Origin of the sequence: Citrobacter sp. EC_71, assembly GCF_019584005.1 — a bacterium.
GTDB lineage: Bacteria > Pseudomonadota > Gammaproteobacteria > Enterobacterales > Enterobacteriaceae > Citrobacter > Citrobacter werkmanii.
Genome location: NZ_VDAY01000005.1, coordinates 26,956 through 53,064 on the forward strand (window position 1 = coordinate 26,956; position 26,109 = coordinate 53,064).

Annotated in this window: 25 protein-coding genes; 18 read left to right on the top strand and 7 right to left on the bottom strand. The window is 54.2% G+C overall.

From position 1 onward, the window contains the following. Positions 1 to 116: 116 nt before the first annotated feature. On the bottom strand, positions 117 to 1,148 hold the full coding sequence (gene rsmC / locus FHD02_RS06650) for a 16S rRNA (guanine(1207)-N(2))-methyltransferase RsmC (protein WP_220393725.1): 1,032 nt from the start codon (positions 1,146 to 1,148) through the stop codon (positions 117 to 119). Between the two features lie 103 nt (positions 1,149 to 1,251). Here rsmC and holD point away from each other — a divergent pair, with 103 nt between their 5' ends. From holD to FHD02_RS06690, 8 genes are all read left to right on the top strand, one after another. Next, positions 1,252 to 1,665, top strand: a complete 414-nt coding sequence (holD, locus tag FHD02_RS06655) for a DNA polymerase III subunit psi (RefSeq protein ID WP_038636992.1) — start codon at positions 1,252 to 1,254, stop codon at positions 1,663 to 1,665. Beyond that, on the top strand, positions 1,634 to 2,080 hold the full coding sequence (rimI, locus tag FHD02_RS06660; RefSeq protein WP_220393726.1) for a ribosomal protein S18-alanine N-acetyltransferase: 447 nt from the start codon (positions 1,634 to 1,636) through the stop codon (positions 2,078 to 2,080). Before holD ends, rimI begins: the two co-directional genes overlap by 32 nt. Before the next feature lie 14 nt (positions 2,081 to 2,094). Next, positions 2,095 to 2,775, top strand: a complete 681-nt coding sequence (gene yjjG / locus FHD02_RS06665) for a pyrimidine 5'-nucleotidase (protein WP_042312525.1) — start codon at positions 2,095 to 2,097, stop codon at positions 2,773 to 2,775. A gap of 92 nt (positions 2,776 to 2,867) precedes the next feature. Further along, on the top strand, positions 2,868 to 4,457 hold the full coding sequence (prfC, locus tag FHD02_RS06670; RefSeq protein WP_137361767.1) for a peptide chain release factor 3: 1,590 nt from the start codon (positions 2,868 to 2,870) through the stop codon (positions 4,455 to 4,457). Between the two features lie 306 nt (positions 4,458 to 4,763). Next, complete coding sequence (gene osmY / locus FHD02_RS06675) at positions 4,764 to 5,381, top strand: molecular chaperone OsmY (RefSeq protein WP_137350431.1); 618 nt, start codon at positions 4,764 to 4,766, stop codon at positions 5,379 to 5,381. Between the two features lie 127 nt (positions 5,382 to 5,508). Next, a complete protein-coding gene (locus FHD02_RS06680; RefSeq protein WP_003019081.1) occupies positions 5,509 to 5,670 on the top strand; it encodes a DUF1328 domain-containing protein in 162 nt (53 codons plus the stop codon). 121 nt (positions 5,671 to 5,791) lie between these two features. Then, positions 5,792 to 6,865: a patatin family protein gene (locus FHD02_RS06685; RefSeq protein ID WP_137361768.1), complete on the top strand. Its 1,074-nt coding sequence runs from the start codon at positions 5,792 to 5,794 to the stop codon at positions 6,863 to 6,865. Further along, on the top strand, positions 6,862 to 7,638 hold the full coding sequence (locus tag FHD02_RS06690; RefSeq protein WP_220393727.1) for a metal-dependent hydrolase: 777 nt from the start codon (positions 6,862 to 6,864) through the stop codon (positions 7,636 to 7,638). The genes FHD02_RS06685 and FHD02_RS06690 overlap by 4 nt, the downstream gene beginning before the upstream one ends. A 214-nt stretch (positions 7,639 to 7,852) precedes the next feature. Here the strand turns inward: FHD02_RS06690 and FHD02_RS06695 are convergent, their stop codons facing one another. Together FHD02_RS06695 and FHD02_RS06700 are read right to left on the bottom strand one after the other, a co-directional pair. Next, positions 7,853 to 8,716, bottom strand: a complete 864-nt coding sequence (locus FHD02_RS06695; RefSeq protein WP_137361770.1) for a YjjW family glycine radical enzyme activase — start codon at positions 8,714 to 8,716, stop codon at positions 7,853 to 7,855. Continuing rightward, the gene (locus FHD02_RS06700; RefSeq protein ID WP_220393728.1) at positions 8,688 to 10,238 is read right to left on the bottom strand and encodes a YjjI family glycine radical enzyme; all 1,551 of its coding nucleotides are present in this window, start codon (positions 10,236 to 10,238) and stop codon (positions 8,688 to 8,690) included. Before FHD02_RS06700 ends, FHD02_RS06695 begins: the two co-directional genes overlap by 29 nt. Before the next feature lie 261 nt (positions 10,239 to 10,499). Here FHD02_RS06700 and deoC point away from each other — a divergent pair, with 261 nt between their 5' ends. The 5 genes from deoC (at position 10,500) to FHD02_RS06725 (ending at position 15,514) form a co-directional block, all read left to right on the top strand. After that, entirely contained in the window at positions 10,500 to 11,279 is a 780-nt protein-coding gene (gene deoC / locus FHD02_RS06705; protein WP_042312514.1) for a deoxyribose-phosphate aldolase, read from the top strand. 107 nt (positions 11,280 to 11,386) lie between these two features. Then, positions 11,387 to 12,709: a thymidine phosphorylase gene (gene deoA, locus FHD02_RS06710; RefSeq protein ID WP_137371164.1), complete on the top strand. Its 1,323-nt coding sequence runs from the start codon at positions 11,387 to 11,389 to the stop codon at positions 12,707 to 12,709. Positions 12,710 to 12,760: 51 nt separating this feature from the next. Next, positions 12,761 to 13,984: a phosphopentomutase gene (deoB, locus tag FHD02_RS06715; protein WP_137371163.1), complete on the top strand. Its 1,224-nt coding sequence runs from the start codon at positions 12,761 to 12,763 to the stop codon at positions 13,982 to 13,984. Between the two features lie 112 nt (positions 13,985 to 14,096). Continuing rightward, entirely contained in the window at positions 14,097 to 14,816 is a 720-nt protein-coding gene (gene deoD, locus FHD02_RS06720) for a purine-nucleoside phosphorylase (protein ID WP_000224864.1), read from the top strand. 206 nt (positions 14,817 to 15,022) lie between these two features. Beyond that, positions 15,023 to 15,514, top strand: coding sequence for a transposase (locus tag FHD02_RS06725; RefSeq protein ID WP_000073956.1), 492 nt, complete (start codon positions 15,023 to 15,025; stop codon positions 15,512 to 15,514). 84 nt (positions 15,515 to 15,598) lie between these two features. Here FHD02_RS06725 and lplA read toward each other — a convergent pair whose 3' ends face one another. Together lplA and FHD02_RS06735 are read right to left on the bottom strand one after the other, a co-directional pair. Then, positions 15,599 to 16,615 carry a lipoate--protein ligase LplA gene (gene lplA / locus FHD02_RS06730; RefSeq protein WP_220393729.1) on the bottom strand — a complete coding sequence of 339 codons (1,017 nt, stop codon included), beginning with the start codon at positions 16,613 to 16,615 and terminating at the stop codon, positions 15,599 to 15,601. 15 nt (positions 16,616 to 16,630) lie between these two features. Continuing rightward, the gene (locus FHD02_RS06735) at positions 16,631 to 17,266 is read right to left on the bottom strand and encodes a YtjB family periplasmic protein (protein WP_038637011.1); all 636 of its coding nucleotides are present in this window, start codon (positions 17,264 to 17,266) and stop codon (positions 16,631 to 16,633) included. A gap of 116 nt (positions 17,267 to 17,382) precedes the next feature. On the opposite strand from FHD02_RS06735, the gene serB reads away from it, so the two are divergent. From serB to nadR, 3 genes are all read left to right on the top strand, one after another. Next, entirely contained in the window at positions 17,383 to 18,351 is a 969-nt protein-coding gene (gene serB, locus FHD02_RS06740; RefSeq protein WP_001728170.1) for a phosphoserine phosphatase, read from the top strand. A 54-nt stretch (positions 18,352 to 18,405) separates the two neighbouring features. Continuing rightward, positions 18,406 to 19,788: a DNA repair protein RadA gene (gene radA / locus FHD02_RS06745; RefSeq protein ID WP_001728171.1), complete on the top strand. Its 1,383-nt coding sequence runs from the start codon at positions 18,406 to 18,408 to the stop codon at positions 19,786 to 19,788. A gap of 140 nt (positions 19,789 to 19,928) precedes the next feature. Next, positions 19,929 to 21,161, top strand: a complete 1,233-nt coding sequence (gene nadR / locus FHD02_RS06750) for a multifunctional transcriptional regulator/nicotinamide-nucleotide adenylyltransferase/ribosylnicotinamide kinase NadR (RefSeq protein WP_042312507.1) — start codon at positions 19,929 to 19,931, stop codon at positions 21,159 to 21,161. A gap of 82 nt (positions 21,162 to 21,243) precedes the next feature. Here the strand turns inward: nadR and ettA are convergent, their stop codons facing one another. After that, positions 21,244 to 22,911 (bottom strand): energy-dependent translational throttle protein EttA, encoded by a 1,668-nt coding sequence (ettA, locus tag FHD02_RS06755; RefSeq protein WP_165406791.1) that lies wholly within the window; start codon positions 22,909 to 22,911, stop codon positions 21,244 to 21,246. 207 nt (positions 22,912 to 23,118) lie between these two features. On the opposite strand from ettA, the gene sltY reads away from it, so the two are divergent. Continuing rightward, positions 23,119 to 25,056 carry a murein transglycosylase gene (gene sltY / locus FHD02_RS06760; RefSeq protein ID WP_220393730.1) on the top strand — a complete coding sequence of 646 codons (1,938 nt, stop codon included), beginning with the start codon at positions 23,119 to 23,121 and terminating at the stop codon, positions 25,054 to 25,056. An 89-nt stretch (positions 25,057 to 25,145) separates the two neighbouring features. Then, positions 25,146 to 25,472, top strand: coding sequence for a trp operon repressor (gene trpR / locus FHD02_RS06765; RefSeq protein WP_220393731.1), 327 nt, complete (start codon positions 25,146 to 25,148; stop codon positions 25,470 to 25,472). Positions 25,473 to 25,573: 101 nt separating this feature from the next. Here the strand turns inward: trpR and yjjX are convergent, their stop codons facing one another. Then, a complete protein-coding gene (gene yjjX, locus FHD02_RS06770) occupies positions 25,574 to 26,089 on the bottom strand; it encodes an inosine/xanthosine triphosphatase (protein ID WP_042312503.1) in 516 nt (171 codons plus the stop codon). Positions 26,090 to 26,109: the final 20 nt, after the last annotated feature.

The following is a 26,109-nucleotide window of genomic DNA, read 5'->3' on the forward strand; positions in this document are numbered from 1 at the left end:
TCGTTACCACGGAGGCGCATTCTAGTTGTTTTCAACTTTTCGTCAATAGTTAATTGTACAGGCTGGGCCGATTGATGCAAAAACGGCCATGTGAATGGCCGTTCGCTGCGAGACAATTACGCTTTTTTCGCCTGACGCGTCATGATGGTGCGATAGACCTTGAAGCGTCCGGTCTGTGCGATAACTTCATGGAATCCGAATACCTCATCCAGCACTTTCGGATAGGGCAGGAAGGCGTTCGCCACGATACGCAGTTCACCGCCGCTGTTGAGATGACGCACCGCGCCGCGAATCAGCGTTTGCGCGGCATCGAGGCTGGTCTGCATCCCATCATGGAACGGTGGGTTGGAGATGATCATATCGAAGCGGCCCGTCACGTCAGAAAAAACGTTACTGGCGATCACATCACCTTCAATACCGTTGGCGGCAAGCGTGGCGCGGCTGGCTTCAACAGCGGCCGCACTTACATCACACAGGGTTAAGCGGACTTTGGGTGAATGGCTGGCTAAAGCGACGGAGAGTACGCCTGCGCCACAACCGACATCCAGAATTTTACCTTTGGTATGCGGCGTCAGTGTGGAGAGTAGCAATTGGCTGCCAACATCCAGGCCGTCACGGCTGAATACGCCCGGCAGCGTTTTGATGGTCAGATTATCAACCTGATATTCATCCCAGTATTTTTCTGCCTCAAAGACCGGCTGTTTTTCCAGACGGCCGTGGTACAGGCCACAGCGACGGGCGCTGTCGACTTTGTTCAGCGGTGCGTATTCGGCCAGCATCTGCTCTGCGCTACGTACGCCACTGCGGTTCTCACCGACAACAAAAACATCGCTGCCCACCGGTAACAGCGACAAAATGTTCATCAGTTGGAACTGCGCTTCCGGCTTATTCTTCGGCCAGTAGTAGATTAGCGTATCGCTATCGGCAACGTCATCGGCCTTAGCGACGAGGCTGAAACGGACGTTGTCACCCATCTGGCGGTTCAGCACCTGCCAGTGATGAAGTTGTTGAGTGTGCGCACGGCTGGCGGCGCTTTCGAAGTGGGCAGGTAGGTCATCCTGCAAATCACCGGCAAACAGAATACGGCTTTGTTCGAAATCATCACTGTGGCGCAGCAAGACTTCACTTGCCGGGGTAAAAGCAGACATGGAGTGCTCCTTAAATTGTACAGCCGGGGATTATAGTTGTTTGATGGCATGGATTCGACAAATTTGCTATATTTGCGCCCCTGATAGACAGGAGTGTTTCGCTATGACATCCCGACGAGACTGGCAGTTACAGCAACTGGGCATTACGCAGTGGTCGCTGCGTCGTCCTGGCGCACTGCAGGGCGAAATCGCGATCTCCATTCCTGCGCATATCCGTTTAGTGATGGTTGCTGCACAGCTACCCGCGCTAACCGAACCGTTAATGAGCGATATTTTACGCGCAATAACCGTCAGCCCGGATCAGGTTTTACAATTGACGCCTGACCGTGTCGCCATGCTGCCGCAGGGCAGTCGCTGTAATAGTTGGCGGCTGGGAACCGAAGAGCCGCTGCTGCTGGAAGGCGCTCAGGTCGAGAGTCCTGCGTTTAATGAATTACGGGAAAACCCAGCGGCCCGCGCCGCGTTATGGCAACAAATCTGCGCATATGAACACGATTTCTTCCCTCGAACCGACTGATTTACCTGCAGCATTTCAGATTGAAAAACGCGCCCACGCTTTTCCGTGGAGTGAAAAAACATTTGCCAGCAACCAGGGCGATCGCTACCTCAATTTTCAGTTGAGGGTTGACGACGTGATGGCCGCCTTTGCGATTACGCAGGTGGTGCTGGATGAAGCTACGCTGTTCAATATCGCTGTCGATCCTGACTTTCAGCGCCAGGGCATGGGGCGCGAGCTGCTGGAGCACCTGATCGATGAGCTGGAAAAGCGTGGCATTTTGACGCTGTGGCTGGAAGTGCGCGCCTCAAATGCTGCCGCTATCGCGCTGTATGAAAGCCTGGGCTTTAACGAGGCGACGATCCGGCGCAATTATTATCCGACGGCCGATGGTCATGAAGACGCCATTATCATGGCATTGCCAATCAGCATGTAAGACAAGGTGTAATGATGAAGAAGTGGGACTGGATTTTCTTTGATGCCGACGAAACGCTGTTTACGTTTGACTCGTTTACCGGCTTACAGCGGATGTTTCTCGACTATAGCATTACCTTTACCGCTGAAGATTTTCAGGACTACCAGGCCGTGAATAAACCGCTGTGGGTGGATTATCAAAACGGCGCGATTACGTCATTACAACTGCAGCATGCCCGTTTCCAGAGCTGGGCTGAACGCCTGAAGGTCGAACCAGGCCAGCTTAATGACGCATTTATCAATGCGATGGCGGAGATCTGCTCGCCGTTGCCTGGGGCGGTTTCTCTGCTCAATGCGATTCGTGATAAAACGAAAATCGGTATCATTACTAACGGCTTTACGGCGTTGCAGCAAATCCGCCTTGAGCGGACGGGGCTGCGCGACTATTTCGATCTGCTGGTGATTTCTGAGCAGGTTGGAGTGGCAAAACCCGATCCCCGTATTTTTGACCACGCGCTGGAGCAGGCGGGCAATCCTGATCGTTCCCGCGTGCTGATGGTGGGCGATACCGCAGAGTCCGATATTCTGGGCGGCATTAACGCCGGGCTATCCACCTGCTGGCTAAATACGCACCATCGCGAGCTGCCAGCGGGCATTCAGCCGACCTGGACGGTGGCGTCATTAAGCGAACTGGAGCAGCTCCTGTGTAAACACTGATTGCCTCCCCCCCGTTGATGGGTAAAATAGCCGCAATTTTTTCGTATTCAACATGCGCGGCGCATTGCCGCGTTTACTAAGAAGATTGAATTATGACGTTGTCTCCTTATTTGCAAGAGGTGGCCAAACGCCGCACTTTTGCCATTATTTCTCACCCGGATGCCGGTAAAACGACCATTACTGAAAAGGTCCTGTTATTCGGACAGGCGATTCAGACCGCCGGTACGGTAAAAGGCCGTGGCTCCAGCCAGCATGCAAAATCTGACTGGATGGAGATGGAAAAGCAGCGTGGTATCTCCATTACCACTTCTGTGATGCAGTTTCCGTATCACGACTGCCTGGTGAACCTGCTGGACACCCCGGGGCACGAAGACTTCTCCGAAGATACTTACCGTACTCTGACGGCGGTAGACTGCTGTCTGATGGTTATCGACGCCGCGAAAGGCGTTGAGGATCGTACCCGCAAGCTGATGGAAGTTACCCGTCTGCGCGATACGCCGATCCTGACTTTTATGAACAAACTCGACCGTGACATCCGTGACCCGATGGAGCTGCTGGATGAAGTCGAGAACGAGCTGAAAATCGGCTGTGCGCCGATCACCTGGCCGATTGGCTGCGGGAAGCTGTTCAAGGGCGTTTATCACCTTTATAAAGACGAAACTTACCTGTACCAGACGGGTAAAGGCCACACCATCCAGGAAGTGCGCATTGTTAAAGGGCTGAATAACCCGGATCTCGACGCCGCCGTGGGTGAAGATCTGGCGCAGCAGTTGCGCGACGAGCTTGAGTTGGTGCAGGGCGCGTCTAACGAGTTCGACCATGATCTGTTCCTCGCGGGCGAAATCACCCCGGTCTTCTTCGGTACCGCGCTGGGTAACTTCGGCGTTGACCATATGCTGGACGGCTTAGTGGAGTGGGCGCCTGCGCCGATGCCGCGTAAAACTGATACCCGCACCGTGGAAGCCTCAGAAGAGAAGTTCACCGGCTTCGTGTTTAAAATCCAGGCCAACATGGATCCGAAACACCGTGACCGCGTGGCGTTCATGCGCGTGGTTTCCGGCAAGTACGAGAAAGGCATGAAAATGCGCCAGGTGCGCATTGGTAAAGACGTGGTGATCTCTGATGCGCTGACCTTTATGGCCGGTGACCGTTCTCATGTGGAAGAAGCGTATCCGGGCGATATTCTCGGTCTGCACAACCATGGCACTATTCAGATCGGCGATACCTTCACCCAGGGTGAAATGATGAAGTTCACTGGTATTCCGAACTTCGCGCCGGAGCTGTTCCGTCGTATTCGCCTGAAAGATCCGTTGAAGCAGAAACAGCTGTTGAAAGGGCTGGTTCAGCTGTCGGAAGAGGGCGCGGTGCAGGTCTTCCGTCCAATTGCGAATAACGATCTGATCGTGGGCGCTGTTGGTGTGCTGCAGTTCGACGTGGTAGTTTCGCGTCTGAAGAGCGAGTACAACGTTGAAGCGATTTATGAATCGGTCAACGTGGCGACCGCGCGCTGGGTAGAATGTTCTGACGTGAAAAAATTCGAAGAATTTAAGCGTAAAAACGAAATTCAGCTGGCGCTGGATGGTGGCGATAACCTCACCTATATCGCACCGACCATGGTTAACCTGAATCTCACCCAGGAACGTTACCCTGACGTTCAGTTCCGCAAAACGCGCGAACACTAATCGCCTTCCAGGGCACGGTATCCGCCGTGCCCGGTAACTTTCCCTGTCTTTTAAAACCCTTGCGGAATGTTCTTAAAACCTCTCGTTTTTCTGTTGTTTGCCTGTTTTTTAGTCAATCCGGACTGCGATCACGAAATCCTGAACTATATTTAACAATGTGATGACATAAATATCGGCGTTAAATGCTTTTTAGGCTGCCTGTTGCAGCTTCTATTGCTGATATTTATTCCACTTACAAGATTAGTTGCTGGTTAACGCCGTTTACGGCAGACCATCGCTTTTAGCAAAACATACAGGAATACATCGATGACAATGACAGGACTTAAGATTTCTAAAACGCTGCTGGCCGTGATGCTGACCTCCGCTGTTGCAACGGGTTCTGCTTTTGCAGAAAACGCCACGACGGATAAAGCGCAATCTGGTGTCGAAAGTGCGGGGCAGAAAGTCGATAGCTCTATGAACAAAGTCGGTAATTTCATGGATGACAGCACTATCACAGCAAAAGTAAAAGCTGCGCTGGTGGATCACGAAAGCATCAAGAGCACCGATATTTCCGTGAAAACAGACCAGAAAGTGGTGACGTTAAGCGGGTTTGTTGAAAGCCAGACACAGGCTGAAGAAGCCGTGAAAGTGGCCAAAGGCGTTGAGGGCGTAACCTCAGTGAGCGACAAACTGCACGTACGCGATAGCAAAAGCACCTCAGTAAAAGGCTATGCGGGCGACACGGCAACCACCAGCGAAGTGAAAGCAAAACTGCTGGCTGATGACATTGTCCCTTCCCGTAAAGTGAAAGTAGAGACGACTGATGGAGTGGTTCAACTTTCCGGCACCGTTGACTCAAAAGCACAAAGCGATCGTGCTGAGAGCATCGCCAAAGCGGTTGATGGCGTGAAAAGCGTCAAAAACGACCTTAAAACTCAGTAATTCGACTTAATTCGTCCTCCTGACGTTTGTCGGGAGGCGTGTTGTGCACCACACTAAAAATATCGCCGATGAGCAGCCTGAGCGCTCATAACAAGCGGTGACATTAACTATGGTAAAGGAGAAGCGCATGTTTCGATGGGGCATCATATTTCTGGTTATCGCGTTAATTGCCGCCGCACTGGGTTTTGGTGGACTGGCTGGTACCGCTGCAGGCGCAGCGAAAATTGTTTTCGTGGTGGGGATCATTCTGTTTCTGGTCAGCCTGTTTACAGGGCGTAAACGACCCTAGTAAGTAAACCGTAAAGATAACTTGCTACCAAGCCAGTCCAGTGGACTGGCTTTTACGGTTTTAGCGTCAGGCAATTTGCGTTACTTTGTTGTTCTATTACAAAAACAACAGGAAGGCAGAGGTGGGGCAGAGAATACCCGTCACGCTCGGTAATATTGCGCCATTATCGTTACGTCCGTTCCAACCAGGCAGTATGGCGCTGGTGTGTGAGGGCGGGGGACAAAGAGGCATTTTCACCGCTGGCGTACTGGATGAATTCATGCGTGCGCAGTTTAATCCCTTTGACCTTTACTACGGGACGTCCGCCGGTGCGCAAAACCTTTCAGCCTATCTGTGTAACCAGCCTGGTTATGGCCGTAAAGTCATTATGCGTTACACCACCCGTCGTGAGTTTTTTGACCCGGTACGCTTTGTGCGCGGGGGAAACTTAATCGATCTCGACTGGCTGGTGGATTCGACCGCATCCCAGATGCCGCTGGCGATGGATAACGCCGAGCGTTTGTTTGCCGCAGGGAAAGCGTTTTATATGTGCGCCTGTCGGGGTGATGATTATACACCAGGTTATTTTTCGCCGAACCGACAAAACTGGCTCGATCTCATTCGCGCCTCCAGCGCTATTCCGGGATTCTACCGCACAGGTGTTGCGCTGGACGGTGTGAACTATCTGGACGGGGGAGTAAGCGATGCCATACCCGTGCAGGAGGCGGCGAAGCACGGCGCAAAAACGCTGGTGGTGATCCGCACTGTGCCTTCGCAAATGTACTACACCCCGCAGTGGTTTAAACGTATGGAGCGCTGGCTGGGCGAAAGCAGTCTGCAACCGTTGCTGAATTTGGTCCAGCACCATGAAACCAGCTATCGCGCGATCCAGAGCTTTATTGAAAAGCCGCCGGGTAAGCTGCGAATCTTTGAGATCTATCCGCCAAAACCGCTCCATAGCATGGCGCTGGGCAGCCGTATTCCGGCGCTGCGAGAAGACTATAAGACCGGGCGTTTGTGTGGTCGTTACTTCCTGGCCACCGTCGGCAAGTTGTTGGCGAAAAACGCGCCATTGCCTCGTCAGACGCCGAAGATTGTCGTGCCGGGACCGGTGGTGGTTCCTCCCGCACCGGTGGCCAACGATGCCCACGCGCCGGTGGTGACCAATGCGCCTCAGGCTAACGATACAACGTTTGATAACGAGGATCTGGCGTGAGTTTTCGCTTCATTGATACACATTGTCACTTTGATTTCCCGCCGTTTACTGACGATGAGCCCGCCAGCATTCAACGTGCTGCGGCGGTCGGTGTGAATTGCATCATTGTTCCGGCGACGCAGGCGGCAAACTTTTCCCGCGTACTGGCGTTAGCGGAAAAGTATCCGCCGTTGTTTGCTGCTTTGGGTCTGCATCCCATTGTTATTGAACAACATGGCGATGACAGTCTGGACCAACTGCAGCAGGCGCTGGATACGCGCCCGCAAAAGCTGGTAGCCGTAGGCGAGATTGGACTGGATCTTTACCGGGACGATCCGCAATTTGATAAACAAGAACGGGTGCTGGAAGCGCAGCTTAAACTGGCGAAGCGTTACGAACTGCCGGTGATCCTGCATTCGCGACGGACTCATGACAAATTGGCGATGCTTCTGAAACGTCATGCTCTGCCACGAACCGGCGTGGTGCATGGTTTTTCCGGGAGTTTGCAGCAGGCGCAACGCTTTGTGCAACTGGGGTACAAAATTGGCGTTGGCGGCACTATTACCTATCCACGCGCCAGTAAAACCCGTGAGGTGATGGCGCAACTGCCGCTGGAATCACTCCTGCTGGAAACCGATGCGCCGGACATGCCGCTCAATGGTTTTCAGGGGCAGCCTAACCGCCCGGAGCAGGTAGTCAGAGTCTTTGACGTCTTATGCGAACTGCGCCCGGAACCTGCCGACGTGATCGCTGACGTGCTGTATCGTAATACCACGGCGTTGTTTAATATGTGATTGGATTGCGTACCCAGCCGACAAAAGTGTCCGCTTCGTAGGCCTGATAAGCAAAGCGCATCAGGCATATTTTTGCCGGATGGCGGCTGCGCCTTATCCGGCCTACAAAAGTATGCGCTCCGTAGGCCTGATAAGCGAAGCGCATCAGGCATAACTTCGTCGGATGGCAGCTGTGTTTTCTCCGGCCTGCAAATGATGTAGCTGCATCCGGCAATCACAGATACAGCGCCGGGAAAATCAGGTTATCTACTCCACGCTCGCGCAATCCTATCGCCAACTGCTCCACATCCTCTGGCGTTGCGCTCGGCCAGTCTTTTGCTTCGCCATACACCCCATGCGCATGAAAGGCATTCAGCCGCACCGGTACGTCGCCTGACTGCTTAATGAACGCTGCCAGCGCATCAATATGTTGCAAATAATCCACATGGTCGGGGATCACTAACAGGCGTAGCTCAGCAAGCTTTCCCTGCCTTGAAAGAAAGGTAATGCTTTGTTTAATCAGCGTATTATCTCTCCCGGTAAGCTGGCGATGGTACGTGCTATCCCACGCTTTTAAATCGAGCATTACGCCGTCGCACACCGGCAATAGTTTTTGCCAGCCGGTTTCGCTCAGCATGCCGTTACTGTCGACCATGCAGGTCAGATGTTGCAGCAGAGGATCGCTTTTGAGCGCGGTAAACAGCGCCACAATAAACGGTAACTGGGTAGTTGCTTCGCCACCGCTGACCGTAATTCCCTCAATAAACAGGGCTGCCTTGCGAATATGCTGCAGCACCTGATCAACGCTCATGGTTTGCGCCATCGGCGTCGCCTGCTGCGGGCACAGGTGCAGGCAGGTGTCGCACTGCTGACACACATCGGACTGCCACCATACTTTCCCTGCACTCAGGCTTAGCGCCTCATGCGGGCAATGCAACACACATTCTCCGCAGTCGTTGCATCGCCCCATCGTCCATGGATTGTGGCAGTTTTTACAGCGCAGATTACACCCTTGCAGGAACAGAGCCAGGCGGCTGCCCGGTCCGTCGACGCAGGAGAAAGGGATCAGTTTACTTACTGAAGCGCATCTGCTGTTCATGGCTTATCACACGAGGTTGTCGTTCCAGAATACGCGTATTGCGTGCGGCCTCTTCACCAAGCCAGGTGGTATTAGTGCGAGATCCTTCGGCACGATATTTTTCCAGATCCGACTGGCGTACCATATAGCCCGTGACGCGGACCAGATCGTTGCCGCTCACGTTGGCGGTGAATTCACGCATTCCGGCTTTAAACGCGCCGAGGCACAGTTGCACCATCGCCTGTGGATTACGCTTGATGGTTTCATCCAGCGTCAGGATATCGCTGATCCCGGCGTGATAATATGCGTGATGCGGCGCGACGGTTTGCAGATGGGTGATCGGGTCAGGTTCATCACCATAAGGCAGACGCGCGCCGGGCGTGGTGCCGATGTCAGAACTGATCCCCGACTGCGCATGCAGCATCGCGCGCTGCTTCCAGCCATACTTCACCGGTGTGCGTTCGACAAACTCCGCCAGTTGGGCGCTAATGCGGTATCCGAGCTGATTGGCGAACGCATCTTTCCCATAGCGGGCGCTTTGTCCTGCCTTTTCACATAGCAGGTTTACCGCTTCCGCCAGACCATACATCCCGAACATCGGCACAAAACGTTCGGGATCAATCAACCCTTCCTGCACGAGGAAGCTATTCTCAAAGAAATGTGATTTCTCGTAGAGGAATTCACATCGTGAATTAATGATAGCGATTTGCTGCTGGCAGTAGTGCGGCAGGGTGCGCGTAAAGAAGTCATCGATAGAGGTGCTGCGCTCTGCGATGGCTTTCAGATTAAGCCTGACCAGCGTGCTACCGCCTCCGGAGAGCGGTAAAGAGTTGTAACAACTCACGACGCCATACTGACCTTTTGTGAAAATTTTATCATTTTCGGGGCCGTTGGATATATGTGGCTTACTGCACTCGCAGATATTTTGCGCCACGTTGAGCAGCAGATCGTCAGGGGTGATTTGCGGATCATAAATAAATGTCAGATTCGGTGAAACCTGCTTTAGCTCTGCATCTGCGCGTAAAATTGCGCGGGTAACTGGCGTATCGGCGGGGCCGATATTGGCATGCATAAACGCGTCTGGCAGGGTCCTGTCGAGATAACGCCAGAAACGTTTTATTCGAATATCGATCTCATATTGTGTTAGAATTCTAACATACGGTTGCAACAGGGCGTCGAGCTGACCGAGGTAGACCGGCATTGAGGTCACTGATGGAACGTGGTGGTACAGGATGGTGAGCAAGGACAACGCATCATCAAGGTCGCTGGCTCCTTCAAGCTCCAGCCATGAGGAACCGTTGGCCAGAAAACGCGCATAGTCGGGTAAGACATAGCGCGGTTTGAACGGGGCATGACCCTCGTACATATCGCAGATCACCCCGTCATCCAGCGCCTGGCGGGCTTCAGCGGGCAGTTGCGGATAAGGCAGCGCGTTTTCAGCCTCCAGCGCCAGAAAGTGGCGTTTCTGCTCAGGACTGAGCGTCGGGCTGGTCACGATTTGTTGGCACCGCTGTTGCAGCGCGAATTCGCTTGAAGTGGGCATCGTTGGTTCCTTTATGTGCCGAAGGTATCGCGCCATTGTAGAAAGCAACAGCGCCCCAACCTTTGATCCGGATGCGCCTGATGCCACCCCATCGTGTCTGGAAAGGTGAATTATTTGAAGTAGATCTCATTAGAGTAATGCAAATCTGTATGTGGTTTTCATTAACTGTGATGTATATCGAAGTGTAATGGCGAGCGGATGTTAGAATACTAACAAACTCGCAAGGTGAAATTTTATACGGCGAAGCCGTTGGAGAATGTTATGACCGATTTAACAGCAAGCAGCCTGCGTGCCCTGAAACTGATGGACCTGACCACCCTGAATGACGACGACACCAATGAAAAAGTGATCGCGCTGTGTCATCAGGCGAAGACCCCGGTTGGCAACACGGCAGCAATTTGCATCTATCCACGTTTCATTCCTGTTGCGCGTAAGACTCTGAAAGAGCAGGGCACGCCGGATATCCGTATTGCCACCGTCACCAACTTCCCGCACGGCAATGACGACATCGAGATCGCGCTGGCTGAAACCCGCGCGGCGATTGCCTACGGTGCTGACGAAGTTGACGTGGTGTTCCCGTATCGTGCGCTGATCGCGGGTAACGAGCAGGTTGGTTTTGACTTGGTGAAAGCCTGTAAAGACGCCTGTGCTGCGGCAAACGTGCTGCTGAAAGTGATCATCGAAACTGGTGAGCTGAAAGAAGAAGCCCTGATTCGCAAAGCGTCTGAAATTTCTATCAAAGCGGGTGCTGATTTCATCAAAACGTCTACCGGTAAAGTCCCGGTCAATGCGACCCCTGAAAGCGCTCGCATCATGATGGAAGTGATCCGTGATATGGGCGTTTCTAAAACCGTTGGTTTCAAACCCGCTGGCGGCGTGCGTACTGCAGAAGATGCGCAGCAGTTCCTGGCGATTGCTGACGAACTGTTTGGCGCCGACTGGGCGGATTCTCGCCATTACCGCTTTGGCGCATCCAGCCTGTTGGCGAGCCTGCTAAAAGCGCTGGGTCACGGCGACGGTAAGAGCGCCAGCAGCTACTAAGTTTAAATTGCCCATCGTAGGCCGGATAAGGCGCTAGCCGCCATCTGGCATCAATACGACTTGCCGGGGAGCGCACTGCTTACCCGGCCCATAATCGGGAGGTTAACGTGTTTCTCGCACAAGAAATTATTCGTAAAAAACGTGATGGTCATGCGCTGAGCGATGAAGAAATTCGTTTCTTTATCAATGGGATTCGTGACAACACCATCTCTGAAGGGCAAATCGCCGCCCTGGCGATGACCATTTTCTTCCACGATATGACAATGCCCGAGCGTGTGTCGCTAACCATGGCAATGCGTGATTCAGGAACCGTGCTGGACTGGAAAAGCCTGCAACTGAACGGCCCGATTGTGGATAAACACTCTACCGGCGGCGTGGGTGACGTAACGTCCCTGATGTTAGGTCCGATGGTGGCTGCCTGCGGCGGCTATATTCCGATGATTTCAGGGCGCGGCCTGGGTCATACCGGCGGTACGCTCGATAAACTGGAAGCGATTCCTGGGTTTGACATCTTCCCGGACGACGCACGTTTCCGTGAAATTATTAAAGACGTGGGTGTGGCGATTATTGGGCAAACCAGCTCGCTCGCACCGGCGGATAAACGTTTTTATGCCACCCGCGATATTACCGCGACGGTGGATTCCATCCCGCTGATTACCGGCTCTATCCTGGCGAAAAAGCTGGCGGAAGGGCTGGATGCGCTGGTGATGGATGTGAAAGTAGGCAGCGGCGCGTTTATGCCGACCTATGAACTTTCTGAAGCCCTTGCCGAAGCGATTGTCGGCGTGGCGAACGGAGCGGGTGTACGAACGACAGCACTGTTAACCGATATGAACCAGGTGCTGGCTTCCAGCGCAGGTAACGCGGTAGAAGTCCGCGAGGCCGTCCAGTTCCTGACCGGTGAATACCGTAATCCACGTCTGTTAGACGTCACCATGGCGCTGTGTGTGGAAATGCTGATCTCCGGCAATCTGGCGAAAGATGACGCCGAAGCCCGCGCGAAATTGCAGGCGGTGCTGGACAACGGTAAAGCGGCGGAAATTTTTGGCCGTATGGTTGCGGCGCAAAAAGGCCCGACCGACTTCGTCGAAAACTATGCGAAGTATCTGCCGACGGCGATGCTCAGTAAAGCCGTCTATGCTGATACCGAAGGTTTCGTCAGCGCGATGGATACCCGTGCGCTGGGTATGGCAGTCGTTTCTATGGGCGGCGGACGCCGTCAGGCATCGGATACCATTGATTACAGCGTCGGCTTTAGTGACATGGCCCGTTTGGGCGACAGCGTAGACGGACAGCGTCCGCTGGCAGTGATCCACGCGCAAGATGAAGCCAGCTGGCAGGAAGCGGCGAAAGCGGTCAAAGCGGCAATCAGCCTTGACGATAAAGCGCCAGAAATTACACCGACAGTCTATCGTCGTATAACCGAATAACTGTATACTGATCTGATCGCTTTTTTGCGGCGCAGATGTATGGAGAACAAGATGAAACGTGCATTTATTATGGTGCTGGACTCCTTTGGTATTGGTGCGACTGAAGATGCGGATCGCTTTGGCGACGTAGGCTCAGACACTATGGGACACATTGCAGAAGCCTGTGCGAAAGGCGAAGCTGATAATGGTCGCAAAGGCCCACTGAATCTGCCTAACCTGACCCGTCTGGGCCTGGTGAAAGCTCACGAAGGTTCTACCGGTAAAATTGCTGCAGGTCAGGACGGTAACGCGGAAGTCATTGGCGCCTACGCCTGGGCGCATGAACTCTCTTCCGGGAAAGACACGCCGTCTGGCCACTGGGAAATCGCCGGTGTTCCGGTTCTGTTTGACTGGGGCTACTTCAGCGACCACGAAAACAGCTTCCCGCAGGAGCTACTGGATAAACTGGTTAAGCGTGCCAACCTGCCGGGTTACCTCGGTAACTGCCACTCTTCCGGTACTGTGATTCTGGATCAACTGGGCGAAGAACATATGAAAACCGGGAAGCCGATTTTCTATACCTCCGCTGACTCCGTGTTCCAGATTGCCTGTCATGAAGAGACCTTTGGCCTGGATAAACTCTACGAGCTGTGCGAAATCGCCCGTGAAGAGCTGACCGAAGGTGGTTACAACATCGGTCGTGTTATCGCGCGTCCGTTTATCGGTGATAAAGCCGGTAACTTCCAGCGTACCGGTAACCGTCACGACCTGGCCGTTGAGCCGCCAGCGCCGACCGTGCTGCAGAAACTGGTTGACGAGAAAAAAGGTCATGTTGTCTCTGTCGGTAAGATCGCGGACATTTACGCCAACTGCGGTATCACTAAAAAAGTGAAAGCGACCGGTCTGGATGCGCTGTTCGACGCCACCATCAAAGAGATGAAAGAAGCGGGTGACGAGACCATTGTCTTCACTAACTTTGTGGATTTCGACTCTTCCTGGGGCCACCGCCGCGACATCGCGGGCTATGCCGCAGGTCTGGAACTGTTTGACCGCCGTCTGCCGGAGCTGATGGAGCTGGTGGGTGAAGATGATATTCTGATCCTCACCGCCGACCACGGCTGCGACCCGAGCTGGACCGGTACCGACCATACCCGTGAGCACATTCCGGTGCTGATCTACGGCCCGAAAGTCAAACCGGGCTCTTTAGGTCACCGTGAAACCTTCGCGGATATCGGCCAGACGCTGGCGAGCTACTTTGGCACATCGCCGATGGACTACGGTAAAAACATGCTGTAATACCCGTTGCCGGATGGCGCTACGCTTATCCGGCCTACGAGGAACCGTTTTGTAGGCCTGATAAGGCGTAGCCGCCATCAGGCAATAACAACAAATTTAAAGGGAACTGAAGATGGCAACTCCACATATTAATGCAGAAATGGGTGATTTCGCTGACGTCGTATTGATGCCGGGCGACCCGCTGCGCGCGAAGCACATTGCTGAGACTTTCCTCGAAGATGTCCGCGAAGTGAACAACGTTCGCGGCATGTTAGGTTTCACCGGGACTTACAAAGGCCGTAAGATCTCCGTGATGGGCCACGGTATGGGTATCCCGTCCTGCTCCATCTACACCAAAGAGCTGATCACCGATTTCGGCGTGAAGAAAATCATTCGCGTCGGCTCCTGCGGCGCTGTGCGCATGGACGTCAAACTGCGCGACGTGGTGATCGGTATGGGGGCCTGCACCGACTCTAAAGTGAACCGTATCCGCTTTAAAGATCATGACTTTGCGGCTATCGCTGACTTTGACATGGTACGTAACGCAGTTGATGCGGCAAAAGCGCTGGGCGTTGACGCGCGCGTAGGCAACCTGTTCTCCGCTGACCTGTTCTACTCTCCGGACGGCGAAATGTTCGACGTGATGGAAAAATACGGCGTACTGGGCGTGGAAATGGAAGCGGCGGGCATCTATGGCGTTGCTGCTGAATTTGGTGCGAAAGCGCTGACTATCTGCACCGTGTCCGACCATATCCGTACCCACGAGCAGACCACTGCCGCTGAGCGTCAGACGACATTCAACGACATGATCAAAATCGCGCTGGAATCCGTTCTGCTGGGCGATAAAGAGTAAGACTGTGTGATGCCCGGTGGCGCTGCGCTTACCGGGCCTACAACGGCCTGCGGTTGTTACCGGATCGACTTGTAGGCTGGATAAGGCGTAGCCGCCATCCGGCAATCTGCTGTTTATACTGCGAGCCTCATTCCCGAATTACCCTCTCCGCATTGCCTTTTGCTATTAACCCGTTACGTTTGGATTTTGTTTAAGGAATGAACAAAATGTCGAACTATCGTCGTTATTACATTAACGGTGGCACCTGGTTTTTCACGGTTAATCTGAAAAACCGGAAAAGTGATTTACTTGTCCGCCAGATTGCGGAATTACGCTCTGCTATTCGCCGAGTGAAAAATACGAAGCCTTTTCAAATTGATGCTTTTGTCGTGTTGCCTGAGCATCTGCATTGCATCTGGACGCTTCCTGAGAACGATTGTGACTTTTCATCTCGCTGGCGGGAGCTTAAAAAGTTATTTACCAAATCGATAATGCGCCATGACGTGTGGCAGCCACGATTCTGGGAGCACGCGATTCGCGACGAAAAGGATTTTCGCCGACATGCCGATTACCTCTACTTCAACCCCGTGAAGCACGGTTGGGTAAGGCGGGTGCAGGACTGGCCGTTTTCGACCTTTCATCGTGATGTTCGCAATGGCGTTTACCCGGTTGATTGGGCGGGGGAGGTGAGGGATCTTGACGCTGGTGAGTGGCGGTAATGCCGGATGGCGCGTTGCTTATCCGGCCTACAGAAAGCACTCATTTGTAGGCCGGATAAGGCGTAGCTGCCATCTGGCAATTCTTTAATGCACGGCCCGTGCGACCCAATTCGCCAGTTCCCGCAACTCACTCTCCTGTTCCGGAAACGTCGCTATCAGCGCCTCGCACTCCTGTTGTAGCATATCCGCGCGGTACAAACACCCTTGCAGTCGCCCCGCCAGCGCTTCCAGTGGCGCGGGATTGAGGCTGTCGGTAAAGACCTGTGCACGGGTGATATGACCTTTTTCGACGTCGAAATGTAGCTCGACGCCGCCCCAGGTGAAACGTTCGTCCAGCAGATGGCTGAACGCCGGTGCCTGGCCGAAATTCCACTCCCAACTGCTCTGGCGCGCAAAGGTTTCGGCAAAATTCGGCAGATCCGGCGTTTTATCCGGGGATATCACCTCCGCTTCGACGCGTTCGCCGTAATGGGCGAAAAAGGCGTCCGTGACCGCCTGGCAGACCTGTTCATGGGTAATGCCCGGTAATAGCTCGGTAAGGTTGGCCACGCGGGAGCGAACGGAGGTAATCCCTTTCGCCGCGAGTTTCTTTTTATCCGGATTCAGATAGTTCGCCAGGCGGCTGAGGTCAGCATTCAGCAGCAGCGTACCGTGATGGAAGCCGCGATCTTTGGTTTCGCGATAGGCTGAACCAGAGACTTTGCGATCGCCGTCCGGCGTTTTCACCACCAGATCGTTGCGTCCCGAAGCATCGGCCATAACGCCCAATGAATTCAATGCGTTGAGTACGATAGCGGTAGAGATAGTTTTGTCGTATTCCGGTTTGCCGGCCATAAAGGTAAAGCAGGTATTGCCTAAATCATGAAACACCGCGCCGCCGCCGCTGCTGCGACGAGCGAGCCGCACGTGATCCTCTTCCATACGGCGGGTATTGCACTCTTTCCATGGGTTTTGCGCCCGGCCAATCACCACCGTATCGGCGTTACGCCATAAGAACAGAACGCGCTGCGTGGCGGGCATCTGGCGAAATATGCACTCTTCAACCGCCAGGTTAAACCACGGATCGTAAGAGTCTGAGATAAGCAGACGCAGGGTAGTCATAGCGATTTCCTTTTCTTAATCATCTTTATCTTCTTCCTGCACCGGTTTGTTGGCGGTAAGCAGGAACGGCGATTGTTGCCAGCGGGTGCGTTTACCTTGCAGTAAGGTCCGGGTCAGCACCACGCCAATCGCCAGTGACAGGAGCAGCATAAGGCGTAGAATGTTGGTGGTGTTATCCACCTGTTTGGCCTCGGTGGCGAGCGTGTGGGTATCCAGCGTCAGGCGCAGATAGCCCAGTGGACCATTTTTGCCTTGAATGGGTTCGACAATCTGCTGGTTGAAATATCCCCCGGCTTTTTTACCGTCCAGCGCCAGTCGGTCACGAACGTTAACGCTCTCACCGGTACGGGTAATCAGGTCACCCTGTTCATCGTACACGCCCGCATCCAGAATACGGCTACTTTCCGTCAACTGCGTGAGCACTGCTTTAATGCGTTTTTCATCCGGTGTTTCGGTATGCATCAGCGGTGCGACGTTTAATGCGACCTGACGTGCCAACGTACGGGCCAGCTCTTCCAGTTGCGGATTACGTTGTTGCTGGTGGCTTTGACTAAACCAGGATGCGCCCTGCATCAGGGCGACGAGTAGCGCCAGGCAGGACAATACAATCACTGCACGATGTAGTCGGAATTTCAGTTTTGTGCGAGCCATATTCCACCTGCTGAAAATTTGAGACTTAATGTTGCCAGAAGCGCTGGTTACAGGGTAGCCTCATGCGTTATTTTCCCCTGGATGATTCCGACCCGAACGATTTTACAGGAGCTTTAATGCCTAACATTACCTGGTGCGATCTACCTGAAGATGTCTCTCTGTGGCCAGGTCTGCCCCTCTCTTTAAGTGGCGATGAAGTCATGCCGCTGGATTACCACGCGGGCCGTAGTGGCTGGCTGCTGTATGGTCGCGGGCTGGATAAACAACGTCTCACGCAATACCAGAGCAAACTGGGCGCGGCGATGGTGATCGTGGCCGCCTGGTGCGTTGAGGATTATCAGGTGATTCGCCTGGCAGGTTCGTTAACGCCGCGTGCGGCAAAACTGGCGCATGATGCCAAACTGGATGTTGCGCCACTCGGCAAGATTCCACATCTGCGTACGCCGGGTTTGCTGGTGATGGATATGGATTCAACGGCGATCCAGATCGAGTGCATTGATGAAATCGCGAAGCTGGCCGGCACCGGTGAGATGGTTGCAGAAGTTACCGAACGTGCGATGCGCGGTGAGCTGGACTTTACCGCCAGCCTGCGCAGCCGTGTGGCAACTCTGAAAGGTGCGGATGCCAATATTCTGCATCAGGTACGCGAAAATTTACCGCTGATGCCAGGCCTGACTCAACTGGTGTTGAAGCTGGAAACGCTGGGCTGGAAAGTGGCCATCGCCTCCGGCGGGTTTACCTTCTTTGCGGATTATCTGCGTAATAAGTTACGTCTGACGGCGGCTGTAGCAAACGAGCTGGAGATCATGGACGGGAAATTTACCGGCAATGTGATCGGCGATATCGTCGATGCGCAGTACAAAGCCAATACGCTGACCCGTCTGGCGCAAGAGTATGAGATCCCGATGGCGCAGACGGTGGCGATCGGCGACGGCGCGAACGATCTGCCGATGATCAAAACCGCAGGGTTGGGCATTGCGTATCATGCCAAACCCAGAGTGAATGAAAAGACAGAGATTACTATCCGTCACGCCGATCTGATGGGGGTGTTCTGCATTCTCTCCGGCAGCATGAACCAGAAATAGTTTTGATGCCGGATAAGCGTCATCCGGCAACAGCGTTAACGAAAGAGGTAAAACGTGGCAAAAGCTCCAAAACGCGCCTTTGTTTGTAATGAATGCGGGGCCGATTACCCGCGCTGGCAGGGGCAATGTAGCGCCTGCCAGGCCTGGAACACCATTACTGAGGTGCGCCTTGCCGCGTCGCCGACGGTGGCGCGTAACGAGCGGCTCAGCGGCTATGCCGGGAATGCGGGTGTCGCAAAAGTGCAGAAGCTGTCTGACATCAGCCTTGAAGAATTGCCGCGTTTTTCCACCGGATTTAAAGAGTTTGACCGTGTGCTGGGCGGCGGTGTGGTGCCCGGCAGCGCTATTCTGATTGGCGGTAACCCCGGCGCGGGCAAATCGACCCTGTTGCTGCAAACTCTGTGCAGGCTGGCGGAGCAGATGAAAACGCTGTACGTCACTGGCGAAGAGTCGCTACAGCAGGTGGCGATGCGCGCGCATCGGCTTGGCTTGCCGACGGCGAATCTGAACATGCTGTCGGAAACCAGCATCGAACAAATTTGCCTGATTGCCGAAGAAGAACAGCCGAAACTGATGGTGATCGACTCCATTCAGGTGATGCACATGGCGGATATTCAGTCTTCGCCGGGCAGCGTGGCGCAGGTGCGCGAAACTGCCGCTTACCTGACGCGCTTTGCCAAAACGCGTGGCGTGGCAATTGTGATGGTAGGTCATGTGACGAAAGACGGATCGCTGGCGGGGCCAAAAGTGCTGGAGCACTGTATCGACTGCTCGGTGCTGCTCGACGGTGACGCTGATTCCCGCTTTCGTACCCTGCGTAGCCATAAAAACCGCTTTGGCGCGGTGAATGAGCTTGGCGTCTTTGCCATGACCGAGCAGGGCCTGCGTGAAGTCAGCAACCCTTCCGCTATCTTCTTAAGCCGTGGCGATGAGGTCACTTCTGGTAGTTCGGTGATGGTGGTCTGGGAAGGTACGCGTCCGCTGCTGGTAGAGATTCAGGCACTGGTCGATCACTCAATGATGGCGAACCCGCGTCGCGTGGCGGTCGGTCTGGAACAGAACCGTCTGGCGATTCTGCTGGCGGTGCTGCATCGTCACGGCGGCTTGCAGATGGCGGATCAGGATGTGTTCGTCAACGTGGTTGGTGGTGTCAAAGTCACCGAAACCAGCGCCGATCTGGCGCTGCTGCTGGCAATGGTCTCCAGCTTACGTGACAGACCGCTACCGCAGGATTTAGTGGTCTTTGGCGAAGTGGGACTGGCGGGCGAGATTCGCCCGGTGCCGAGCGGCCAGGAGCGTATTTCTGAAGCGGCGAAGCATGGCTTCCGTCGGGCGATTGTGCCTGCCGCCAACGTCCCGAAAAAAGTGCCGGAAGGGATGCAGGTTTTTGGCGTTAAAAAGCTTGCAGATGCGTTAAGCGTGTTTGACGACTTATAATCCTCTGTATGCAGTGATGTTGTATAATTTGCCGGATGGCGACGCAATGCGTCTTATCCGGCCTACGGATTGATGTTGTAGGCCTGATAAGCGAAGCGCCATCAGGCAGTGTTACGCGATTTTTCCAGCAGGAGGCTCTTGTGTCATCATTCGACTATCTCAAAACCGCCATAAAGCAAAAGGGCTGTACCCTGCAACAGGTGGCGGATGCCAGTGGCATGACCAAGGGATATTTAAGCCAACTGCTGAATGCCAAAATCAAAAGCCCCAGCGCGCAAAAGCTGGAGGCATTGCACCGTTTTCTCGGGCTGGAGTTTCCGCGCCAGCAGAAAAATATCGGTGTGGTATTCGGTAAGTTTTATCCGCTGCACACCGGCCACATCTATTTGATCCAGCGCGCCTGTAGTCAGGTCGATGAGCTGCATATCATCATGGGGTATGACGATACGCGCGATCGCAGCCTGTTTGAAGACAGCGCCATGTCGCAACAGCCGACGGTGCCCGATCGTTTACGTTGGCTGCTACAAACATTTAAATATCAGAAAAATATCCGAATTCATGCCTTCAACGAAGAGGGTATGGAGCCGTATCCGCACGGTTGGGACGTGTGGAGCAACGGCATCAAAACGTTTATGCAGGAGAAGGGGATCCAGCCAAACTGGATCTACACCTCTGAAGAGTCAGATGCGCCGCAGTATCTGAAACATCTGGGGATCGAAACGGTGCTGGTGGATCCGAAACGAACGTTTATGAACATCAGTGGCGGGCAAATTCGCGAAAACCCGTTTCGCTATTGGGAGTATATTCCCACCGAAGTGAAGCCGTTTTTCGTGCGCACCGTGGCGATCCTTGGCGGGGAGTCGAGCGGAAAATCCACGCTGGTGAACAAGCTCGCCAATATCTTTAACACCACCAGTGCGTGGGAATACGGGCGTGATTACGTCTTCTCCCATTTGGGCGGCGACGAGATGGCGTTGCAATATTCCGACTACGATAAGATTGCCCTCGGACAAGCGCAATACATTGATTTTGCTGTCAAGTATGCCAATAAAGTGGCGTTTATCGATACCGATTTCGTGACCACTCAGGCATTCTGTAAAAAGTACGAAGGGCGTGAACACCCGTTTGTGCAGGCGCTGATTGATGAGTACCGTTTTGACCTGGTGATCCTGCTGGAAAACAACACCCCATGGGTGGCGGATGGTTTGCGTAGCCTTGGCAGCTCGGTTGACCGAAAAGCGTTTCAGTCGCTGCTGGTTGAGATGCTGCAGGAAAACAATATCAATTTCGTGCACGTTCAGGAGCCTGACTACGATGGCCGATTCCTGCGCTGCGTGGAGTTGGTGAAAGAATTGATGGGTGAGCAGGGTTAGGTTTTAATGCCGGATGGCGCCGCGCTTATCCGGCCTGGAAGTCGTACTAACCTCGTAGACCGGATACGGCGCTTAACGGTAATTACTTCGAAATACGCTTGTACTTGATACGCTTCGGCTCCAGCGCATCGGCGCCCAGCGTGCGTTTCTTGTACTCTTCGTATTCGGTAAAGTTACCTTCGAAGAACTCCACTTTACCTTCATCCTGGTAGTCCAGAATATGGGTCGCGATGCGGTCGAGGAACCAACGGTCATGCGAGATAACCATCGCGCAGCCCGGGAATTCCAGCAGGGCGTTTTCCAGCGCGCGCAGGGTTTCGATATCCAGGTCGTTGGTCGGTTCATCGAGCAGCAGCATGTTGCCGCCCACCTGCAGCAGCTTCGCCAGATGCAAACGACCACGCTCACCGCCGGACAATTCGCCAACGCGTTTGCCCTGATCGACGCCTTTGAAGTTGAAGCGGCCTACATAGGCGCGGCTTGGCATTTCGGTGTTGCCGATCTTCATGATATCCAGCCCGCCGGAAACTTCTTCCCACACGGTTTTGCTGTTATCCATTGCGTCACGGAACTGGTCAACAGAGGCCAGCTTCACGGTTTCGCCCAGCGAGATGGTGCCGCTGTCGGGCTGTTCCTGACCGGACATCATACGGAACAGGGTTGATTTACCCGCGCCGTTCGGACCGATGATGCCGACGATAGCGCCTTTCGGTACAGAGAAGCTCAGATCGTCGATCAGCACGCGATCGCCGTAGGATTTACGCAGATTGCTGACCTCAACGACTTTATCGCCCAGACGAGGTCCAGGTGGAATAAACAGTTCGTTGGTTTCGTTACGCTTCTGGTATTCGGTGTTATTCAGCTCTTCAAAGCGTGCCAGACGGGCTTTACCCTTAGACTGACGGCCTTTCGCGCCCTGACGCACCCACTCCAGCTCTTTCTCGATAGATTTACGACGAGCGGCTTCCTGAGAAGCTTCCTGCGCCAGACGCTGATCTTTCTGCTCCAGCCAGGAGGAGTAGTTGCCTTCCCATGGAATACCTTCGCCGCGGTCCAACTCCAGAATCCAACCCGCAACATTGTCGAGGAAGTAACGGTCGTGGGTAATCGCCACGACGGTACCTTCGAAGTCGTGCAGGAAGCGTTCCAGCCAGGCGACGGATTCGGCGTCCAGGTGGTTGGTTGGTTCGTCGAGCAGCAGCATGTCTGGTTTTTCCAGCAGCAGGCGGCACAGCGCGACGCGGCGGCGTTCACCACCGGACAGGTTCTCGATTTTTGCATCCCAGTCCGGCAGACGCAGGGCGTCAGCGGCACGCTCGAGCTGCACGTTCAGGTTATGGCCGTCATGCGCCTGAATAATCTCTTCAAACTTGCCCTGCTGCGCGGCCAGTTTATCGAAGTCGGCGTCCGGTTCTGCGTACTTGGCATACACTTCATCCAGGCCTTTCAGGGCGTTAACCACTTCGGCCACCGCTTCTTCAACAGACTCACGGACGGTGTGTTCCGGGTTCAGTTTTGGTTCCTGCGGCAGGTAACCGATTTTAATGCCAGGCTGTGGGCGAGCTTCGCCTTCGATTTCGGTATCAATACCGGCCATGATGCGCAGCAGGGTAGATTTACCCGCGCCGTTCAGACCGAGTACACCGATTTTGGCGCCAGGGAAGAAGCTCAGTGAGATGTTTTTAAGAATATGACGTTTCGGCGGAACGACTTTGCCGACACGATGCATGGTATAAACGAATTGAGCCACGTGGACTTCGCCTCTTTTATAGTGATGAATAGAGTTATCAAAAGCGAAGTGTAGCCTTTTTCATTGCCCAATCCCAGCCAGCAGATCTCACTCGCAACAAAAGTAAAAAAGTGTCCGTGACGTGGCACATTCTGCAATGTCTGGTTAGCATGAATGAATTAAGCGGCATGATGCTGCACAGACGTAACATGACAAGAGGAAGAGCTTGTGGACAAAGCCAAACAATTTACCTGGCGCCTGCTGGCGGCCAGCGTATGTCTGCTGACGGTCAGTCAAGTGGCGCGAGCCGATTCCCTGGATGAGCAGCGCAATCGCTATGCGCAAATTAAGCAGGCCTGGGACAACCGACAGATGGATGTCGTAGAGCAGATGATGCCCGGCCTGAAGAACTATCCTCTGTATCCCTATCTGGAATATCGTCAGATTACTGACGATCTGATGAATCAGCCGACCATTACCGTCACCAATTTTGTGCGCGCCAACCCGACGCTACCCCCGGCGCGTACTCTGCAATCGCGTTTTGTGAATGAACTGGCGCGACGGGAAGACTGGCGTGGACTGCTGGCGTTTAGCCCGGAAAAACCGGGTACCACGGAAGCGCAATGTAACTATTACTTCGCGAAATGGAGTACCGGACAAACCGAAGAGGCCTGGCAGGGCGCGAAAGATCTGTGGCTGACCGGGAAAAGTCAGCCGAACGCCTGTGACAAATTATTCGGCGTGTGGCGCGCCTCAGGCACTCAGGATCCGCTGGCTTATCTGGAGCGTATTCGTCTGGCGATGAAAGCGGGCAATACCGGGCTGGTCACCGCGCTGGCCGGGCAAATGCCTGGGGAGTATCAGACGATTGCGTCGGCAATCATCGCGCTGGCTAACGATCCAAACACCGTAATGACCTTTGCGCGCACCACCGGCGCAACGGATTTCACCCGGCAGATGGCGGCGGTGGCTTTTGCCAGCGTGGCGCGTCAGGATGTCGAAAACGCCCGCCTGATGATCCCCTCTTTGGTGCAGGCGCAGCAGCTAAATGACGAGCAGACTCAGGAGCTGCGCGACATCGTCGCCTGGCGTCTGATGGGCAATGACGTCACCGACGAGCAGGCGAAATGGCGTGATGATGCGATTATGCGCTCAAATTCTACCTCGCTTGTGGAGCGTCGCGTGCGGATGGCGCTGGGAACTGGCGATCGTCGCGGCCTGAATACCTGGCTGGCGCGTCTGCCGATGGATGCAAAAGAAAAAGACGAGTGGCGCTACTGGCAAGCGGATCTGCTGCTGGAGCGCGGGCGCGAGGCGGAAGCGAAAGAGATCCTGCATCAACTCATGCAGCAGCGCGGTTTCTACCCGATGGTGGCGGCACAACGCCTCGGTGAAGAGTACGAGCTGAAGGTGGATAAAGCCCCAGCGAACGTTGACTCTGCGCTGACTCAGGGACCGGAAATGGCGCGCGTACGCGAGCTGATGTACTGGAATCTGGATAATACCGCGCGCAGTGAATGGGCAAATCTGGTCACCAGCCGCACCAAGTCCGAGCAGGCGCAGCTAGCGCGCTACGCGTTTAACAATCATTGGTGGGATCTGAGCGTACAGGCGACGATCGCCGGTAAGCTGTGGGATCATCTGGAAGAGCGCTTCCCGCTGGCCTATAAAGATCTGTTTACCCGCTATACCAGTGGAAAAGATATTCCGCCAAGTTATGCGATGGCGATCGCGCGTCAGGAAAGCGCCTGGAACCCGAAAGTGAAATCCCCGGTTGGCGCCAGTGGGCTGATGCAGATTATGCCGGGCACCGCAACGCACACGGTGAAAATGTTCTCGATTCCGGGTTACAGCAGTCCGAGTCAACTGCTGGATCCTGATACCAACATCAACATTGGCACCAGCTATTTGCAGTATGTTTATCAGCAATTTGGCAATAACCGCATCTTAGCATCGGCGGCCTATAATGCCGGACCGGGGCGCGTGCGCACCTGGCTGGGTAATAGCGCAGGTCGTATTGATGCCGTGGCGTTTGTCGAAAGCATTCCGTTCTCAGAGACGCGAGGTTATGTGAAGAACGTGCTGGCTTACGATGCGTACTATCGTTATTTCCTGGGCGATAAACCGGAGCTGATGAGCGACGCAGAATGGCAACGTCGTTACTGATCGTATCGGTTGTGTTATGCTATCGTACTCGTTAAAGAGTACAAAAGGGGGAGGCAAGCACGCTTCCCCCACAACGATGGCGATATCTTATGACTCAGCAATCACCCTATTCAGCAGAGATGGCAGAACAGCGTCACCAGGAGTGGTTACGTTTTGTCGACTTACTTAAACACGCCTATGAACAAGATTTACATCTGCCGCTGCTCAATTTGATGCTGACGCCAGATGAGCGCGAAGCGTTGGGCACGCGCGTGCGTATCATTGAAGAGCTGTTGCGCGGCGAGATGAGCCAGCGCGAGCTGAAAAATGAGCTTGGGGCGGGCATCGCCACCATTACGCGCGGTTCAAACAGCCTGAAATCCGCGCCGGTGGATCTGCGCCAGTGGCTGGAGCAGGTACTGCTGAAAAGCGCCTGATTTGCTCGTAGGCCGGATAAGGCGAAGCGGCCATCCGGCAACATCGCCGCGAAATGCCTGATGGCGCTGTGCTTATCAGGCCTACAACATAGCGCAAATAATTATCGATACACCGCGTTATGAAACGGACTGAGCGCCAGAATTACCGCCTGGTGGTAGACGCTCGAGCGTGTCAGCTTACCCGCGGTAAACACGCCAATCGCGCCCTCTTTACGACCAATCTCATCAATACCTGTGTACTGCGACATCACCGGGCCAAGCGCTTCCCCCTGGCGGACTCTGTCGAGAATGACGGCGGGCAGCGGCAGCGTGGCCGATCGCGCTTCACCGCGCTGAACGCCGTTATCAATCACCACCCAACTGAAGGTGGCGTCATCGTCAATTCCGGCTTCAATGGCTACCCAGAAATCAGCTTGTGGATGCAGGCGTCGCGCATTATCCACGCGATTTCGTGCGCCAGTGCGCGTTTCCTGGCTTCCAAAAGGCTGTTCCGGTACGCCGCTCTCGACGGCGACGGGTTCAATATGGCAGGATCCTTCCCCGAAAATCTCTTCAAATGCCCGGAGAATTGCCTGAATTTTGGCAGGATTGGTGGTAGCAGAGATAACCTTGTGCATAATAAAGCTCAGTTTGAAAA